Source organism: Microbulbifer variabilis (genome assembly GCF_056232115.1).
Genome location: NZ_CP174325.1, coordinates 892,713 through 910,235 on the forward strand (window position 1 = coordinate 892,713; position 17,523 = coordinate 910,235).

A 17,523-nucleotide genomic window follows, 5' to 3' on the forward strand; every position below is an offset into this window, starting at 1 on the left:
GTTATTATCGCGCCATGAAACACCCCCTGCTCCCTGAAAGACCCCTGAGTATCTCACCGACTCTGGCTGCAACCGTTGGCCTGGAGGAGGCTGTATTGCTCACAGCGCTCGGCGACTTGACGCCTTTCCTACCCTTGGAGCCTTATGGGGGGCGGGATTGGTACACAGCACAGGGAGAACAGCTATACCTGCTACTACCCTTTTGGCAAGCAGCGGATATCCAGCGTGTGGCTACCAGCCTGCGTAACCAGGGTGCACTGTTACTCGGTGCTGCCCCTTTTGGCAGTAGCGAAATCCTGAAATTTGCCCTGCCGGGAGAATACAAACACCCTATAGCGACACCGCCAACTCCCCAGGTCCAAATCCCACCGAGCCGCAGTGCCAATACTATTGCACCAGGCTGGCAGCCCGATGCAGAGACCATGGCGCGTATCAGCCAGCTGGGCATCCCCGAACACTTTGTGCGCGAGCAGTTACCGGAATTTGTAACCTACTGGCGTGAACGCGCCGAGCCGCGACACTCCTTTGGTTCACTATTCCTACGCCAGGTTAAAGGCAAGTGGGAGGCTTTTCGCGCCACCGCTCAACGCAAGCAAGCCCTGCCGGATAACTGGCAACCGAGCAACGACACCTTGCGAAAACTGGCCGACGAGGGTGTGCCCAGTACATTTGTCAGCCGCGGCCTGCAGCGTTTCCTCGATTACCACCGCTCCAGTGGCAAACAATCCATATCCTGGGATCTGGAATTCAATGACTGGATCATGGAAGACTGGGAAAAGCAGGAAACCCCATTTATTGAAAAGCGTAAACCCACCGCGATGACCCGTGACTGGCAACCCAGTGAACATACCTGGGAGCAGTTACAACGCCTGGCCATTAATCCGCGCTTTGCCGCAGAGCTACTGCCAGAATTTATCTATAAATGGACTGAGCGAGGTGGCCACAGCGCACGCTGGGGGGAGCTGTTTATTGAATACGCTCGAGAGGAGTGGGCCTACTACTGCCAGGGTATTGAGAAAAACCCTGTGGCCAAACCTATTCCACGCAACTGGCAACCTGGGGGCGACTGTCTGAGTCACCTGGTGAATCAATGCGAGATCGACCGAGATTTTGCCCTGTCGCTAGTAGCGGAATTTATTATTTACTGGCGCGGCCAAAACGCCGCACGCAAAAGCTGGGACGCCGTTTTTGTGCGTCACGCACGCCACCAGTGGGCGGAGCGCAACAAATTGGCAATAGGAAACTCTTATGGCAACCCACAAGACTCCAATAGCAGCGCAAACCAGCGCACCCGCGACCGATCAATCGGCGACATACTCACAGACACAAACTGGTAGTGGACAGAGCCAGGAACAAGTCAACGAAAAGAAGCGTGCAATCAACGAAGTATTCGCACTGTTTAAGTTAAACTATCATAACCAGTTCAGTGCTGCCTTCCCGGACACAGAAACTCTACACCATGCCAAGCGCCTATGGCTGGAAGCTTTACTCTCATTTGCCCCCGAAGACATTATGCAAGGCGCAAAGCGTGCGATCCTCCAGAGCGAATACTTGCCCACAGTGCACAAAATGCTGCAGCTCTGTGCCGCCGGCGAAAATGGCCTACCGGAATCCCGCGCGGCTTACCGTGAAGCCTGCAATGCTCCCAGTCCAAAAACCAATCATAGGTGGAGCCACCCTGCGGTTTATCATGCCGGACGCGAGTCTAATTGGTTCTTTCTCGCCAATAATCCCGAATCCGTAGCCTACTCCGTATTTGCAGAGCACTATCGCAAGTTTTGTGCTCGAGTGTTAGAGGGAGAAAAGCTTCCGGCCCCGGAGCAGTTGAAGCTGGAGGAAAAGCCCGGCACCCCACTCTCCAAGGAAGAAAATGCACAAAAAATGGCGGAGCTACGCGCGGAACTGGGAATCTGACCTAAGACCAGGATATTTTTTGTAAGCCGGCAAATCCATGTCGGCGGCAACTTCTGGCTCCACATTCTCCTAAAAAGATAACAGAAGAAATTGTTTAGAATTTAACATTTAGATACACCAAAATCCCTCAATAACAATTAGAGGAAAGTATTCCTAAGATACTTAAGGATCATTAAAAAGGACCCATTAATGAAACTAAAAATCTTACTACCCATCCTTATCTCATCTTTCCTGCCACTCCAAACCTTTGCAGTCACGGGCCATTCTCACAACCTCACCAGTATTTCTGATGAAGATGTTGCACATCAACGTGCAAACCTGGCAAAGAACACACAAGGAAGAGGTTTTGGACCCCAATCTCCCCGCGATATTGACCTCATTGAAGGTAGGAATACCATTTCTTTTAGTTTGGCCCCTGCCTACTCCAGCATGAATCTTTGTAATATCCACTTTCATAAAAATGCCGAACATAAAGGAGGGGAATTTACTATCTTTGCTGGGAATGGAAATGGCCTTGGATACGACACTGGCTTTAAATTTTCCGGAAGCCTGTCAGCGGCTGAGCTAGCAGCTATCAATCAAGATATTTGCCCCAGTGAACATGGCGGATTGCGCCCAGGTGATACCATTGAAGTTCACTATGTTCATTCATCTGCCAAAACCATACCTGGCCCCTCCCTGGGCGCCTGCCTGAATGACTCAGTCAGGAACCCCCAGTTACGGGTTGAAGCTCAGGTTTACGTACTGGTGAATGACCACAATGCCCTTGATTTCAGAGAACTGACAAAGCTCGGAGAGCATAAAGGGTTTCATCAAGCAGTAAATATTCCAGCTAACACCGGACTGCCAATTCAATATCCAGGCTCAACAACTGGCCCTGGATATAATGAACAAGGTTCTCCTTTCCAAGTAACCTGGAGTGTCAGGCCTCGTGTTGCAAAGGTCAATATTAAATCAGTAGACAATTGGTGCCGTGAAAATGTATTCAATGAAGATCATGCCCACGGCGTAAGAAATCTTATTACAAATCCAGACCTTCTTTCTGGGATTAATCCATAACCTTGATCAAAGCACCGGAATATCTATAGCTCTAGCCTAGGGAGTGCTTACTTAAATAAGCACTCCTAAAATAAGCACTCCTAAAATAAGCAACCAGAGTCTGGAAATGTGTTACGCCACACCCTAATTTAATACGCTCGCCCCAACACCTTCCAACATATACAACTTATAAATTATTAAATCTCACTTTAAAAAATCATCATCCCATAATATCGATTTGGAGAAGCATTCACCACGGCATACCGACAAACTGAATCAAAAATCATATGACAAACACTGTATCTATACACAGCAAAATGACACTAAAGTAATTTTACTTTCTTTACGAAAGAAATTTCATGCAAAGCCTTGACAAATAAACCATATAGCCACCTAACTTTCTGTATGTTATTTTTATGGATACCGAGCCCCTATGTGACATCCATATGCAAAAAATATTAGCTTTATCGACCATATTGTTTTTTGGCTTTATTTTGTGGGTAATTTACTTAGCTAACACAGGCAGCAGCAGTATATTTTTTGAACTGGTGAGAGCTATCCCCTACGGGGATAAAATCGGGCACATAGCATTATTTGGCACACTTACATTAATCTTGACGCTGTCTTCAAGGCAAAAATTTTACTGTCTGGGCTCCATACATATTTACTATGGGGCGATAGCAGTATTTCTTTTTGCTTTAAGTGAAGAAGTCACACAGGCCTTCCTCCCCTCCAGAACCTTTGACTTCATTGATTTAGCAGCTGATCTTATCGGTATAGGTACAGCGAGCATTACGGTTAATCTCTTACAAAGAAGAGAAAAGTACATTTGAATACGAATGGAAAAATTTACTTTTACCATCCTTTTAAAAAAATTTATTGATGAGCGGCCATCTGACAATTTCGGATGGCCGCTGGAAATAGAAGCGCAAGCAGAACAATAAAACTATCAGTTTGCTGTAGCGGAAGATAGATTCAATATATTTTCAATTTTCTGCCAGGAGACCAGCTTAAAGTTTTGCCTACCACTTGGCATACGGTTTCTTCCATCCTGAACCACTAATAACCCCATTGGGAATTCAGTACCAAGGTTTGCACCAGTTACGGCCAGGCCATCAGTCTCTGAGCTGGCATCTATACCTAACTCCCTGTTCATGTCCACACGGAAATTACCGATAAACTCAGTCCCAGAGCGATTGAATAATGCATAGCTGTTGTTCCCCTGGCTAGATGCCACCAGATATCCACTATCTTCATGCAGATACAAGGCCAGCCCCTCTACATCAGCCACTAGACTTTTAGTATTAACCTCCGCTACAAGTTTGGGCTTACCCATCCCGGCACTGTATCTGTGCAAATCCAGCTTCCATATTCCCCTGTCTTCTTCACCGTAGAAAAGCTGACCATTCTGGGCATCGACAACGCACCCTTCTACCTGACCCTCGACAGCTAAACGGGATACGTGTTTAAGTTGCCAATTTCTAGCATCTTGACCCAAGTGAATATCCAGCTGATGTAGCTCTCCCTCCTTATCAGATACCCAGACGCTAAGCCGGCTATCCATATAATAAAGGCACAAGCCATAGGGGTCCTTCATATTCAGTTTCTGTAATCCCAGATATTCAACTTTCCCTGATTTTTCTATGGCAAATAAGTCAATACCCGGCGTGGAGCGGTTGGAAGCTGCTGCAATTGCACTATAAGTAGGATGCTGTATTTCGCTGATATCTACATTATTCACTCGCCCTACGGCAAATTGCTGCACCAGTTGCCCGGATAAACCATAGATATTTAAGCCATGTTTTTTATCAGTGCCCAGAATTAAGCTTTGCTCAGGGTGAAGCCGATTCACCCAAATAGCTGGATCATCTGCAGCGTCTCCAGCTGAAGAAACCGGCTGTGTTTGGGCACTGGCAGGAATACGCGGTATGAATTCATCCACCAGTTGCAGGTCAGGATGTTCAGGAGGATTGAGAGGTTCATACTCAAAGTACAGAAGGGAATCTACTTCCTCATCCAAAACCACAATATTTTTGCCTATAACGCCAACAGAAGCTGGATAATAATTACTATCAATATAGATAGTCTGAGCAGGCCCTTCTTGTAAATTTTTTAATTCATAGCCTTGCAGGCGAGCATCCGCTGTTAACCATAAATAATTGCCAGAGTGATCAATCCAAAGGCCGCCAAAATCCTCCCCGAGTTGATCTGCTTGCATGAGTAATTTTCTTTCCTCATCCTTTTCAGCATCAGCATTCATACTGATAATACCGATTGGCGGCTGGGAGAAGAGCAGCTTCCCATTAAAGGGAGCGACTGCACATGCATTCACCTGCTCACCAAAATACAGGGGGCGAATTTCTACAAGCTCCCATGTAGAAGGTCCAGGGCTTACCAGGTATTCGTGCCCTAACCCATCATCTCCAATAGTAAATAGATGAGTACGATCATTATTCTGATAAAAACACAGGGCGCTTTGCGGCGAAATTTCATCACGGCCGCCAAGATACTGCAAAACTGGTTTGCGATCGATCCCTCCCTTTAACTTGTAAAGTTTCACCTCTGCAGATAGCTCATCATAGGCTGCCACAAGGAGGCTGCCTTGTGACAAACTTTGTATAGCCAAAGTTTCTACCCGGCCAGGAGCAGATACCAGGTGATCTCCATTGCTATCTAGTAATAAGACGCCTTTATTTTTACTGGCAATTAATAGTGCACTCTTTCCCGGAAACTGAACGGGTAACATCTGTTCAGCTCCAATGCCCTGGAGATCGAGTTTTTCTATCGGCTGCACCTTTTTGACACGTAAAACCTGATCCCAACGAGCATCACAACCTCCGAGAATACTACTCAGTAAAAGGCAAATTAGGAGGTAGTACTTATTTTTCATGGTAATCCACCAGTAGAAAATATAAACCCCGTTACTAAATAGGGGGTTGGCAATACCTATTAAAATTTTAGAAAGTGCTATAACTCAAACCCAGTGCATAGGTTGGACCATACTCCTCATACTGGCCATTAAAGCCTGAATTATGTGCGTAGTAAGGCTCATCAGTGAGGTTCACCCCGGTAAAGGTCAGTTGCAGTCCGTTATCGAAACGATAGCGTGCGGATAAGTCCAACTGTAGATGATCATCCTCATAGCGATCAGCAGTAGAATTCTCCAAATCCACCTCCAATAAACGCTCGCTTCGATAAGCAGCTGATAACCGCATGCTAAATGCATCGCGCTCATAACCCATCACAAAATTAGCCACCAGATCTGCTTGCGAAGGCAAAGAAATCTTATCGTTACGCTCCCTATCTGGCCCCAGGCCCAAGCGTGCTTCAGAGTCTGTCATAGTGGCATTTGCGCGTAACAGGAACCCGTTTTCGAAACCCCTGGTCCAAGCCAGCTCCATACCATTGAGACGGGCGGAATCACCATTTACCGGTTGTAATACTTCAGCCTCGTCAACACTCAAATTCCCCACATACTGACTGTAATCCACAACACTGGAAACATCGGACAGGACAATGAAATTGTCGATACGCTTGTGGAATAACCCCAGGGAAAGCATACCCAAATGGTCTGCATAGTACTCGGCAGAGAAGTCCAGATTGCGCGACTGGTACGGATCTAGCGCAGGATTACCGGCCTCCACTTCCAGCTTGTCATCGTCATACTCTATCTTGGCCGGCGATGGGTTCAGGTGTCCGAAGGATGGGCGCGAAAGAGACTCACTATAAGCCGCACGCAAAACAATATTATCGTTGTAGTCATATTTATAATTTACACTGGGAAAGAAGTCATCATAATCGCGCTGATAGCGTATCCCAGCTGCATAAACCTCGTCGGCAATTTCCTGTGCACCGGGTACCGGCTCTTCAGACTCGACAACTTGCACACCCTCAGCGGTAAAGTCTGTGCGCTCGTAGCGAACCCCAAATACCAGCTGCGACTGGTCAAACTCAATCGTATTCATAACGTAGAACGCACTGATATCTTCCTGCATATTGTAATCGCGCGCGGAAGACAAAGCCGTTTCAGTTTCATCAACTTCAAAATCGTCAATATGACTGTTAATAAAGTAATTTAAACTGCCGCTACTAACCCCAGGGCCAAAGCTATCCAAGCCGTAGTCGATGTCATTGCGAACAAAATCTGCGAGGGTGTAGTCTCCCGCAAAATCCTTATACACGGTCGCATTCAAGTCTCCACTCTTCTCACGCTGTCGCTCGTGTATGCCAAACTGGATAACTGATGGATTACCGGCCCACTGAATTTCCCGGCTAATGTCGAAACGCAGGCTCAGCTCTTTATCCTCTGTAAAGTTATCTTCAATGACGAGCTCATCCAATTGATAACTGAACGGGTCTAAAACTCGCTGCGCATCTTCTGCGCCCACTGCCATACGCGGCGTTTTATCTGCCTCTACATAGCCAATGCGCACTGGCTCCAATGCAAAATCTGTATCGCGTCGGTGAGGTTCAGACTCCTCCGCATGGGAATATCCCAGTGCATAGGAGATATCCACCTGATCAAAATTATGCTCACCACCGAAAACAGAGGAGATGATTTCCTGCTCTTCCAGCCGGTCCTTCAAAGATTTTTCCAGTGCAGCTTCCTGCCACTGTGCGGAGTTCCTTGAAATAGTTTCCGGCTCATCCCGCCCGGCATCCAACTTCCAGGAGTTGCGCTGGCGAATTTCCTTGTCGGAAAATTCTGAATAGAGATTGTGGAAGTACATACGTGAGCGATCACTAAGATCCAGATCGAAGTTGGCAGCAACACCTGTTCGCTCACGGGTAATGGAATAATCACGCTGTTCAATCTCTGTCGCACCAATGCCGGTAGTACCATCCTCAGCCGTAAATTCCTGCCAGGTACCATCAGTCTCAATATTTTCCGAACCGAAATTCCGCTCTTGATGGCTGAGGGCCAGGGCCACACCAAAGCGTCGATCGCCACTCAAATCAAAGACATTGGTTATAGTGGCTGCGACTTTGGGACTATTTTCCTCCTGAAGTTCACTGTAACTGTTCTCAGCACTGAACTTATAGCGACGGCCATCATAATCGAGCGCATTAAGGCTTTTGATTTCAATAGCGCCGCCAATAGAGTCTGCACTCATGTCGGGAGTCAGGGTTTTAAAAACCTCCAGGCTGGCGAGTAGGTCTGAGGGAATGACATCCAGGGCGACCGCGCGACTATCTGTTTCCGGGGCCGGCAGGTTAATTCCATTTATTGTTGCCGCGTTCAAGTTAGGATCAATACCGCGCACACCCACAAAGCGTCCCTCCCCCTGATCACGGGCAATAAAAACCCCCGGCATCCTCTGTAAGGCTTCAGTAACATTGGCATCTGGAAGCTCACCGATTGCATCAGATGTCTGCACTGCAACCAGCTTATTCGCATCCCTCTGGCGATCCAGGTCACTGCGCGCGTTACTTGCCTGGGCAGTGACGACCACAGTCTCCATAACCTGTGAATCCTGGTTTTGGGCACTTGCATTTGCGCTCATAATTGCAGCGGCAAGTGCCGTAACTGATGTACCTAGCAGCCGTAAACTGATGATCTTATATTTCATAAAGCACCCACTCCCGTCATTGCCAGTGGCGTATTAGATTGGGCGCAGACTAGTAGGCGTTTATGACCCTTCAGTGACGTTTTTTTTAAGCTGTCATCAAGCTTTCAGAAAAAATTGTAAATATCTGTGCCAATCAACCAAAGGGCCAAACAATCAGGCCTGAAAAATGAGTTATAGAGCAGTGACTCCGGTCATAGACTTTTAAGCAGAAATTCCCACTTAACCAATGAGATTCGCCGAGCCAGCGATCCAGAACCAGTAACCCAAAATGGAGTGGAGTATGAGCGACCAACCCAGTAACCCAACACGGCGCAAACTGCTCAAAACCTTGGGTACTGTGACCGCCGCGGGTACAGCAAGCTCAGTATTACCCGGCTGTATTGCGGAACACAGCGCTGAAAGGGAAAGCCTTACTTTTTCTGAAATTCCTCATTCGCTGGATTTCCAACATCACCTGCCGGAGCACTACAGCGCCGATATCCTTTTGCGCTGGGGAGATCCAATTCAGGAAACCGATACTCCATTTCACCCGGAGAAACTGGATGCCGCAGAACAGCGACAGCGATTCGGCTACAACAATGATTTCATTGCATTTATGCCTCTGGCTGACAATGTCGAACCTTCACGTGGGGATTTACAACTGCAAAGCGGCAATAGCAACCGCGGACTACTGTGTGTAAATCACGAATATACTCAACCCCACTTAATGTTCCCCGGCTATAGCGACGAATACAGTGCCACTCGTGGGGTTAGTTCTGAGCATGTCGCCATAGAGCAGGCGGCCTGCGGTCACTCCGTGGTGGAAATTGAGCGCAATAGCAACGGGTGGCGTACCGTGCTGGACAGTCCCTATAACCGCCGAATAACCATGACTACCGCCATGGATATCAGTGGGCCAGCGGCAGGAAACAGGCGATTGAAAACCGCAGCCGACCCCAGCGGTACCCAAGTGCTGGGCACCATAGGGAATTGTGCCGGGGGCAAGACGCCTTGGGGTACTGTCCTTATTGCTGAGGAAGGGTTCGGTGGCGCTTTCCAGGGTAACCCACAAGAAGTCGAAGACCCCAGGGAGGCCCAGAACCACCATCGCTTTGGCATAAGCCCAAGAAACCGTAATTTGGGTGACTACGATCGCCGCTTTGACATTCAAGCGGAGCCCAACGAGCCAAACCGTTTTGGCTGGATGGTGGAATACGATCCCTATGATCCCCAATCTAAGCCGCGCAAGCTCACTACCCTCGGCCGCTTTGAGCACGAGGGCTTCACCCTGGTGTGTAAACCCGGTCAGGCGGTGGTGGCCTACGGAGGCGATGATGACGAACACCAGTTCGTTTATCGCTTTGTCTCCAGGGGTATTTATCAACCTGAGGATTACCAGGCCAACAGGGAACTTCTTACTGAAGGCACTCTCTATGCCGCCAGGTTCGATGAAAATGGTCACGGGCAGTGGTTAGCCCTGATTTATGGCCAGGGATCTCTAAACAGCGAAAATGGTTTTCACAATCAGGCAGATGTACTGATCGATGCACGGCGTGCGGCAGCCCTGTTAGGCGCAACCCCCATGGATCGCCCCGAAGATGTGGAAACCAACCCCCATAACGACTGCACTTATGTCATGCTGACGAAGAATAAGAAGCGCCAGAAAGATGAAATCGATGCTGCCAACCCTCGCGCTAAAAATGTTGCAGGCCATGTATTGGAAATAGTACCACCGGGTAAAAATGGTAATCGTGACCACACCAGTGATCGTTTTCAGTGGCAACAGTTTTTACTGGGGGGAAACCCAAATGCAGAACGCCCAGAAGAGAGAGGTGCCTACGGCCAGCAGGCCAGCTACAACATTTCCGCCAATGGCTGGTTTGCCAACCCGGATAATGTCGCGTTTGATGGCCACGGCAATATGTGGATTGCCACTGATGGCTGTGAGCGCTTTGGATTCCATGATGGGCTCTGGGCCATGGCGACAGAAGGGCCCCTGCGCGCTGCACCAAAACACTTCTTCGGCTGCCCCAGAGGTGCAGAGGTTTGTGGACCGGAATTTACACCCGATGGCACAACCCTTTTCATAGCAGTGCAGCATCCCGCCGAAGCGCGTAACTCCACATATGAAAATCCCATACACCGCTGGCCGGACAATGACCCCAAATTGCCACCACGTCCATCCGTATTGGCAATCTACAGGGACGATGGTAAAGAGGTTGGCAGCTAACTTCACAATCAATTAAGACGGCGTCAGTATTGCTAAAATTAACTCTAAGTATATTTTTTTACCGGCTTGCCGCCTGTAGTCTCTCCTAAGAGCGCAGGCTTTGTGGTTGAGGTTAGCCATGCAAACTAAATTTATCGCTGCTTTACGCCACATTGGCGTCACTCTGGCAGTTGCTGCTGTATGCCTGCTACCCCAGATCAACGCACAAACCTCTGAGTCCACCATTAATCTGCGCGGCAGTGGAGCCCGTTTCCCCCACCCAGTCTACGTCGACTGGTTTCGACAGTTTACCCATCAGGATAACGATATATTCGTGCACTACGGATTAAGTGCCAGCACAGATGGTATCCGGGATTTCCTGGGAAATACGGTAGACTTTGCTGCCTCAGATATTGCCATCGAGATTGACAGGCTAGAGGGCTTAAAGGGAGGAGCCGTAGTACTACCTGTCACCGCCATTCAGCTTGTATTGATATTCAACCTGCCGGGCATTGAGGCGTTAAAACTTTCCAGGGATGCCTATGCAAATATCTTTTTAGGTAAGGTCCAAACCTGGGACCACCCCAGTATTGCTGCCAGTAACCCTGAAATACAGTTACCTAACACTGAAATAACGGTGGTAACTCATACTGAGAGTTCTGGCGCCTCTTATCTTTTCTCCGGGCATCTGAGTAATATCAATGATGAATTTCGCGAAAACATCGGAATAAGCCAAGCGCCTAACTGGCCCAGACAGCCCGGTTTCGAGCGGGCCGCAGGTAGCCAGGGAGTGGCGGCTAAGGTCAGAGCGACCCCAGGTTCCATAGGCTTTATAGACCACTGCTTTGCCGAAGTTACCAATCTCCCTGAAGCACTGCTGGAAAACCGTTCGGGGAATTACATTGAGGCCAATGTAGAGAGCGGCACTGCAGCATTGGAAGAGGTTGAATTTCCTGAAGGCAAGCTACCAGGCAGTAACGCCCCTAACCTGATTGCCTGGGTTTGGGATCCCGCTGCTGAGGGCGCCTATCCAATTACCAGTTTCTCTTGGCTATTGCTTTACGCGGAGCAGGACGATAGTAAAGCCAAAGCTCTACGCAAAATGCTGTCATTTATTCTACATGCCAACTCCCAGGCAAAGGCAGGTGAGTTGGGGCTGGTGCCCTTACCGGAACACGTTCGGGAGAAAGTGCTGAGCGCCATAGATTTTGTCCAATAAATCAAAGATGTATTTAGATTTATTTCCCTTGAAATCAACTTATATTAACTCAGTGGTGACACCAAGCTCCCTACCCTCCTGCTAAAATTGAATTTGAAGCCAAGTTTTACCCGGCTCGCCATCAGGAATCGATTAAGGTACTGGCGGCCCTTTAGTTGAGGTTTTCCATGCTATCGAGGTATGCCACTACTTTATACCGCCTGGCTGCCACTCTTTCAGCCGCTATTTTTGGCGCAATTTTCTCTCTTTCCTCCCTGGCCCAAGTACCGGAAAACCCTATCAACTTACGTGGAAGTGGCGCAAGTTTCCCGTATCCCATTTACGTGGAATGGTTTCGTCAATTTACTCATCGAGAAAATAATATTTTTATTTTCTATGAAATGAGCAGCAGTGGCGATGGTATCAGGGACTTTCTTGGACACACAGTGGACTTCGCCGCATCCGATGCAGCGATTGATGTTGATGAATTAAGACGTTTAAAACAGGGCGCTGTGGTCTTGCCGGTAACCGCCGGAGAGGTGGTACTGGTATTCAACCTTCCAGGTATCGATAAGCTGAAACTTTCCCGGAAAACCTATACAGGGATTTTCCTGGGTAAAATAAGAAACTGGGATGATCCACTGATCGTTGCGGATAACCCCGATATCACATTGCCCCGAACACCGATTAGCGTGGTCACGCGCTCAGAAAGTTCTGGTACCTCTTATATTTTTTCCGGTCACTTAAGCAGTATCAGTGAGGAGTTTCGTGAGAAGGTTGGCCTGGATAGAGTTCCCAACTGGCCTAAGCTTCCCAGCTTCAAGCGCGCACCGGGGAATCAGGGCGTATCTGCCAGGGTAAGAAAAATCCCTGGTGCCATCGGCTATGTCGAGCATGGCTTTGCCGAGATCGTCAACCTGCCAATCGCAACACTGGAAAATCATGCGGGTAACTATATCGAAGCCAGCGCAGAAAGTGGTGCTGCAGCACTAAAAGAGGCCGAATTTCCCAACACCGAACTACCAGTAAGTGGCGCTCCCAATTTGATCACCTGGGTTTGGGACCCCAAAGCGAGGGACGCTTATCCAATCACCAGTTTTTCCTGGCTATTACTCTACTCGGACCAAGAAGATGATAAAGCCAAGGCCCTGAGGCAATTACTGGTATTTATGTTGAGCAGGAAATCCCAGTCGGAAGCGGGCAAACTTGGATTAGTGCCACTGCCAGAGAATGTACGATTAAAAGTTTTAAATGCTGTTACCTTTGTGCAGTAGAATCCGTTACAAATTTAAATAACGAAATTGAATTTAAGACGATTAATATAAACAGCATTAAACTAGAGCGCGTCAGGCACTGGCGCCCGCTGTGGAAAACTCCAATATCCTATTGCGCCCTGTTCTCTTCGCTTGGTAAAGGGCGCTATCTGCCTGCTGTAACAGTTCCAAAATATCTTTATGCCCTTGCAGACAAGCCACCCCAATACTCGCGGTAAAACTTACAGGTCCCTGAGCCGATTTAATAACAATTTTTGCAATATCTCTATGTACCCTCTGCGCAATACAAACTGTGCCCGCGACATCCGCACTCACCAACAGCGCAAATTCCTCACCACCAATCCGACCAAATACATCCACCTCACGCACATGCTGGGCTATTACTCGTGCTGTCGCACACAGCGCCTGGTCACCAATTAGGTGGCCGTGAATATCATTTATGGATTTAAAATGATCAATATCAAGCATCAACACACCCAGGGGAATCTGCTTGCGCTGGGCTAGTTTTATTAGTAAAGCAGCTTCCTCGAAGAAGCTGCGGCGATTGTATATTCCAGTGAGCGGATCTGTACGCGCCTCTATTTCCGCCCGCACTTTTGCTGCTTGTAACTCCCTTGTGCGCAGCTGTATCAGGTGCTCAAGATCTGTTTTGGAAACTTCCAATTGTTGCAAATATTTTTTTTCTGCCTGGTCTTTTTGGGTGCGTAAACGCTGCACCATTAATCCAATCGCAGCCATAATGGCCATCATTTCCACAAATGAAGCTACTGGAGGCCAGTAATAGTTGACCGGATTATGCACCACAAAGCCTAAATCACGCATAGCCTGCACCAGTAAGCCAAGCACCAGGGTGGCCCAACCTATTGCAAATACCGCGGCAGCACTATTACCCTGCCGCCAGCGCACCAAGGCAATTGGCACCACAAGTGGATAACATAACAATGCTACTGTCATGGAAATCTGGGAGGCAGATTTCAACCCCAGCAATACACAAACTAACAGGAAAGCACTGTTAGCCATCATTACCTGTAATAAGTAATCCAGCCTGGGAGTATAGCGCCTGGTTTCCAGGAAAATCCGCGCAAAAATTAGGCCTGTTAAAATCGCGATAGCTCCGCTAATAGTGGTATATCCCCAGTGAAATCCACCACTTACCAGATATTGATGTGTATAACCAAGTACGGTGCCCCACACCAAAATTTTACTGGCGCAATACAGGGAATAAAGGTAGAGAATATTTTCTTTAACCGTAATTGCCCCAACAAACGCAAATAGGGCCATGAGGAAATGGCCTCCGAAAAGGAAGGCTATTAAACTAATCTCGCCCTTGCTATTTTGTTGCAGCTTTTGGGGGCTCCAAATTCGCATACTGGGAAAAACCACTCCCAGCTCACCGGAATCAAATTTTACCAATAATTCCTGTGTAGTCTTGGCTGGCACAATAATTTCAAAAACAAATCGATTGTGCTCTACCTGGCGAGTGTCAAATGGAGCATATATGGATAATTTGGCAAGCTTCCGATAAGGTCCGGCACTGGATAAAGCACGGGAATACACCTGTAATCCCAGCAACTGATGATCCACATACTCAATATGTAATTTGGCTGGCTGGTTTGTGCTATTGCGCAAAGCAAAATGCGACCAGAAAGCACCGGGTTGAATACCGGTTGAGCCCGCAGTTCTCAAGGGGGTAAATGCTCCACGTTCATAGGCAAGTAAAGCATCCGCAATATCACTGTGGCCACCTTTATCATGCCAAGTCTCGTGGAATCCTGTGAGCTTACTTCCATCCTCCAACTGTGATACTTCAATTGGCACATGGGCCCAGGCCAAGGCTGAGGGTAGAAACAGGCAGTTGATAAGTATCAGAGTTAGCGACAATCGGGCAGAACGAAGGTACCACTTTAAGTTTATGGGGCATCGGAGATACAATAACCGCTGTCTTATTATACTTTTCTTCATGCTCTTGGCACGTAGGCGATACAATTCCGCTTTTATAATGTCTTCGACCGGCTCAGTAAATCACAGCCTCTCACGCGGAGAGTCATCTCCAGTTCCGGCAGCAACCGGCTTCAGTATCTTTGGCCACTCCCTGCTGAGCTACTGTCACTTTTAACTCCTCCCATCACGAATACTGCGATGGAACGCCAGAGCTATACAACCTTCGAAACCGTAAAAGATGACGGAGTTCTGACCAATACCATTTAACATCCGCCAGAAAACACTCAAGGCCTAACGGTGATGAGACATCCAAAGTAATAGTTATATATATCTGGACTTAAAGAGAGTCTAGATTCCAACAAGTGACAGGGAAATTAAGCGGATCACCTAACGGCATGGCGTCTTATGTACCCCACGAATGGCCAAACTCAATCACGGCCCTAGAGATCATCAGACAAAGAAGAGAAGCCGATATAGAGAAGACCAAATCTGGCTAACAATAAAATTGAAGCTTATTTGAATTAATTGACCAAGCTTATCTCCTACTCTCTCAAAAACTCCATTTTAGCCTGCAAACATACCATTCATGCCTCCACTGAACTCCCCGGTAAAAACACATTACATAACAAGTATGTATTGGTAGATGGTCATTAATTAATCTTTATCCAAGTGGCCTAAAAAAATCACTATGTTTAATAATATTGGTTGGACCGTGAATACAAAGATAAAAGAAATCCAAGTCAATACTTTTACAGGGTTTGATCGTGCAAATACCTGAACAGATTGAATACCTTCTCAGTCAGAGCTTCTCGCTATCGACTAATATCAAATCTAGAAAGATCCTTAAATATCTATATACGCTTCAGCTTGGTTTATTAGCTTTATCTAAACCAGTTGAGGCAGTGCCTTCAATGACAACACCAAACCACAGATGAACATAAGGGCAAACATATAGTAGTGAAAACACTGTGTGCTAATACGCAATATTCAACGTTTCACTGGGTAAACCCCTATGCCCCCCCCAATACCTATAGCAATACCCTAGGTAAGTAACTCTTTGGTAATAACTCTAAAGCTAAGGTAGGTCAGTATTTTTGTTCCCTGTAACACCAGAGTGTTCAAAGCTTTGGTGGCAAGCAGATTTTCCTTATCAATACCATAATTCAAAAAAAATGGATTTTTTACTGGCCCGATAGCCCCGATGATTCCGGATAAAAAGGGAGTAACAAGTCCCAGTATAAAAAAGTAAGGAAGGCGCATGGGAAACGAATACTTTGTCTTGCCCAAACGGTATTGAAAAACAGTAGACATTAGAAAGACTCCAACAAAAAATTGAAGCCACAGGGGGTGCATCTGAGAACAGATATAGGCCCCAATTTTGGCCTCCAGAATGCTACCGGGCATGATCCAGCAGGCCACCTTCCAGTTGATATAGGACCAAAAAAACAAAGCCCTGAAGGGAGCAGCATCACGCTGCCAATTGTGGCAGTCGGTGCAACCAAGTGAGGACCCAGGAGAAAACCTACCATTGGTACTAGCAACATGGCCCCGCCACCGGCGGCCAGAGTACAGACATACCAGGATAGAGCGCCAAAAACCAGGAGAGTTGCAGCTATCATTAGTTGGCAGCCTCAACCACTCAAAGCACTCTCCTGAAAGTATCCATCCAAAACCACAGCCGACAAACCCAGCCAACAAATACAGTCCAGAGAGGCAATCAGTAAACCGGTGGTCGCCAAAGCACCCCTCAATGCTGCTATCAGGGGGTGCTCAGAAAGTGTATGCCGATTAAATAGAGAAGAATTGCTGGATGCCCACCAAAACACTTGTGGTGGCCACAGAGGCGAGAATTAGGCCCATCACCCGACTGACGATGCTGGCACCAGCATCACCAATAAAGCGATAAATCCAGTTAGCAGTCAGTAACAGTGCAATGACTACAGCGAGTACCGCCAGCATGGCCGATGCGGTGTTTAATTGGTGAAGTAAATCAAAGCGGTGATTATCAGTCAGCACTACTGCGGCAAGCATGGCCCCTGGCGAAGCAATGGACGGCACTGCCAGCGGAAATATGGCAGTCTCATGCCCTTCTTTGACGATTTCCTTTTCCCGCTCGGGCTTACCCTCACCAAAAATCATTGTGAGGGCAAATAGAAATAGCACTACACCACCTGCAACCTGGAATGCGGATAGAGGCACCCCAATGGCCTCCAGTAGAAACTGACCTGCGATCAGGAAGAACAGCAGAATACCAGCCGCCACCAGTACAGAAAGCCAGGCGATTTTACGTTTTTGCCACTCTGCATGGCGGGAAGTCACTGCAATGAATACCGGCAGGGTACCCACCGGGTCGATTACAGCAAAGAAAAAGACAAAACTACTGATCCAATCGTTCAATTG

General features: G+C 47.7%; 12 protein-coding genes. 7 read left to right on the forward strand and 5 right to left on the reverse strand.

Features of this window, described 5'->3' with window-relative positions; translation table 11 throughout:
* Nucleotides 1-14 precede the first annotated feature (14 nt).
* The 4 genes from ACJJI7_RS03860 (at nucleotide 15) to ACJJI7_RS03875 (ending at nucleotide 3,785) form a co-directional block, all read left to right on the forward strand.
* Nucleotides 15-1,337: a DnaT-like ssDNA-binding domain-containing protein gene (locus tag ACJJI7_RS03860; protein ID WP_020414458.1), complete on the forward strand. Its 1,323-nt coding sequence runs from the start codon at nucleotides 15-17 to the stop codon at nucleotides 1,335-1,337.
* Nucleotides 1,249-1,914 carry a replication protein P gene (locus ACJJI7_RS03865; RefSeq protein ID WP_020414457.1) on the forward strand — a complete coding sequence of 222 codons (666 nt, stop codon included), beginning with the start codon at nucleotides 1,249-1,251 and terminating at the stop codon, nucleotides 1,912-1,914. Before ACJJI7_RS03860 ends, ACJJI7_RS03865 begins: the two co-directional genes overlap by 89 nt.
* A gap of 189 nt (nucleotides 1,915-2,103) precedes the next feature.
* Entirely contained in the window at nucleotides 2,104-2,973 is an 870-nt protein-coding gene (locus ACJJI7_RS03870; protein ID WP_444902606.1) for a delta-class carbonic anhydrase, read from the forward strand.
* 425 nt (nucleotides 2,974-3,398) lie between these two features.
* Nucleotides 3,399-3,785 (forward strand): VanZ family protein, encoded by a 387-nt coding sequence (locus ACJJI7_RS03875; RefSeq protein ID WP_444902605.1) that lies wholly within the window; start codon nucleotides 3,399-3,401, stop codon nucleotides 3,783-3,785.
* Nucleotides 3,786-3,901: 116 nt separating this feature from the next.
* On the opposite strand, the gene ACJJI7_RS03880 is transcribed toward ACJJI7_RS03875, so the two are convergent.
* Together ACJJI7_RS03880 and ACJJI7_RS03885 are read right to left on the reverse strand one after the other, a co-directional pair.
* Nucleotides 3,902-5,842, reverse strand: coding sequence for a phytase (locus ACJJI7_RS03880; RefSeq protein ID WP_444902604.1), 1,941 nt, complete (start codon nucleotides 5,840-5,842; stop codon nucleotides 3,902-3,904).
* Between the two features lie 67 nt (nucleotides 5,843-5,909).
* Entirely contained in the window at nucleotides 5,910-8,522 is a 2,613-nt protein-coding gene (locus ACJJI7_RS03885; RefSeq protein WP_444902603.1) for a TonB-dependent receptor, read from the reverse strand.
* A 280-nt stretch (nucleotides 8,523-8,802) separates the two neighbouring features.
* On the opposite strand from ACJJI7_RS03885, the gene ACJJI7_RS03890 reads away from it, so the two are divergent.
* From ACJJI7_RS03890 to pstS (ACJJI7_RS03900), 3 genes are all read left to right on the forward strand, one after another.
* Nucleotides 8,803-10,731, forward strand: a complete 1,929-nt coding sequence (locus ACJJI7_RS03890; protein ID WP_444902602.1) for a PhoX family protein — start codon at nucleotides 8,803-8,805, stop codon at nucleotides 10,729-10,731.
* Nucleotides 10,732-10,849: 118 nt separating this feature from the next.
* Nucleotides 10,850-11,929 (forward strand): phosphate ABC transporter substrate-binding protein PstS, encoded by a 1,080-nt coding sequence (pstS, locus tag ACJJI7_RS03895; RefSeq protein WP_282952375.1) that lies wholly within the window; start codon nucleotides 10,850-10,852, stop codon nucleotides 11,927-11,929.
* Between the two features lie 167 nt (nucleotides 11,930-12,096).
* Complete coding sequence (gene pstS / locus ACJJI7_RS03900) at nucleotides 12,097-13,182, forward strand: phosphate ABC transporter substrate-binding protein PstS (RefSeq protein ID WP_444902601.1); 1,086 nt, start codon at nucleotides 12,097-12,099, stop codon at nucleotides 13,180-13,182.
* A 72-nt stretch (nucleotides 13,183-13,254) separates the two neighbouring features.
* On the opposite strand, the gene ACJJI7_RS03905 is transcribed toward pstS (ACJJI7_RS03900), so the two are convergent.
* The 3 genes from ACJJI7_RS03905 to ACJJI7_RS03915 form a co-directional block, all read right to left on the reverse strand.
* Complete coding sequence (locus tag ACJJI7_RS03905) at nucleotides 13,255-15,000, reverse strand: diguanylate cyclase (RefSeq protein WP_444902600.1); 1,746 nt, start codon at nucleotides 14,998-15,000, stop codon at nucleotides 13,255-13,257.
* Nucleotides 15,001-16,164: 1,164 nt separating this feature from the next.
* On the reverse strand, nucleotides 16,165-16,527 hold the full coding sequence (locus ACJJI7_RS03910) for a TSUP family transporter (protein WP_475717110.1): 363 nt from the start codon (nucleotides 16,525-16,527) through the stop codon (nucleotides 16,165-16,167).
* 384 nt (nucleotides 16,528-16,911) lie between these two features.
* Nucleotides 16,912-17,520, reverse strand: coding sequence for a MarC family protein (locus ACJJI7_RS03915; protein WP_020414444.1), 609 nt, complete (start codon nucleotides 17,518-17,520; stop codon nucleotides 16,912-16,914).
* Nucleotides 17,521-17,523: the final 3 nt, after the last annotated feature.

Excerpts from the sequence above, each read along its gene's own strand:
- ACJJI7_RS03860 (WP_020414458.1), top strand. The coding sequence starts at position 15 with ATGAAACACCCCCTGCTCCCTGAAAGACCCCTGAGTATCTCACCGACT.
- ACJJI7_RS03865 (WP_020414457.1), top strand. The coding sequence starts at position 1,249 with ATGGCAACCCACAAGACTCCAATAGCAGCGCAAACCAGCGCACCCGCG.
- ACJJI7_RS03870 (WP_444902606.1), top strand. The coding sequence starts at position 2,104 with ATGAAACTAAAAATCTTACTACCCATCCTTATCTCATCTTTCCTGCCA.
- ACJJI7_RS03875 (WP_444902605.1), top strand. The coding sequence starts at position 3,399 with ATGCAAAAAATATTAGCTTTATCGACCATATTGTTTTTTGGCTTTATT.
- ACJJI7_RS03880 (WP_444902604.1), bottom strand. The coding sequence starts at position 5,842 with ATGAAAAATAAGTACTACCTCCTAATTTGCCTTTTACTGAGTAGTATT.
- ACJJI7_RS03885 (WP_444902603.1), bottom strand. The coding sequence starts at position 8,522 with ATGAAATATAAGATCATCAGTTTACGGCTGCTAGGTACATCAGTTACG.
- ACJJI7_RS03890 (WP_444902602.1), top strand. The coding sequence starts at position 8,803 with ATGAGCGACCAACCCAGTAACCCAACACGGCGCAAACTGCTCAAAACC.
- pstS (WP_282952375.1), top strand. The coding sequence starts at position 10,850 with ATGCAAACTAAATTTATCGCTGCTTTACGCCACATTGGCGTCACTCTG.
- pstS (WP_444902601.1), top strand. The coding sequence starts at position 12,097 with ATGCTATCGAGGTATGCCACTACTTTATACCGCCTGGCTGCCACTCTT.
- ACJJI7_RS03910 (WP_475717110.1), bottom strand. The coding sequence starts at position 16,527 with ATGCCCGGTAGCATTCTGGAGGCCAAAATTGGGGCCTATATCTGTTCT.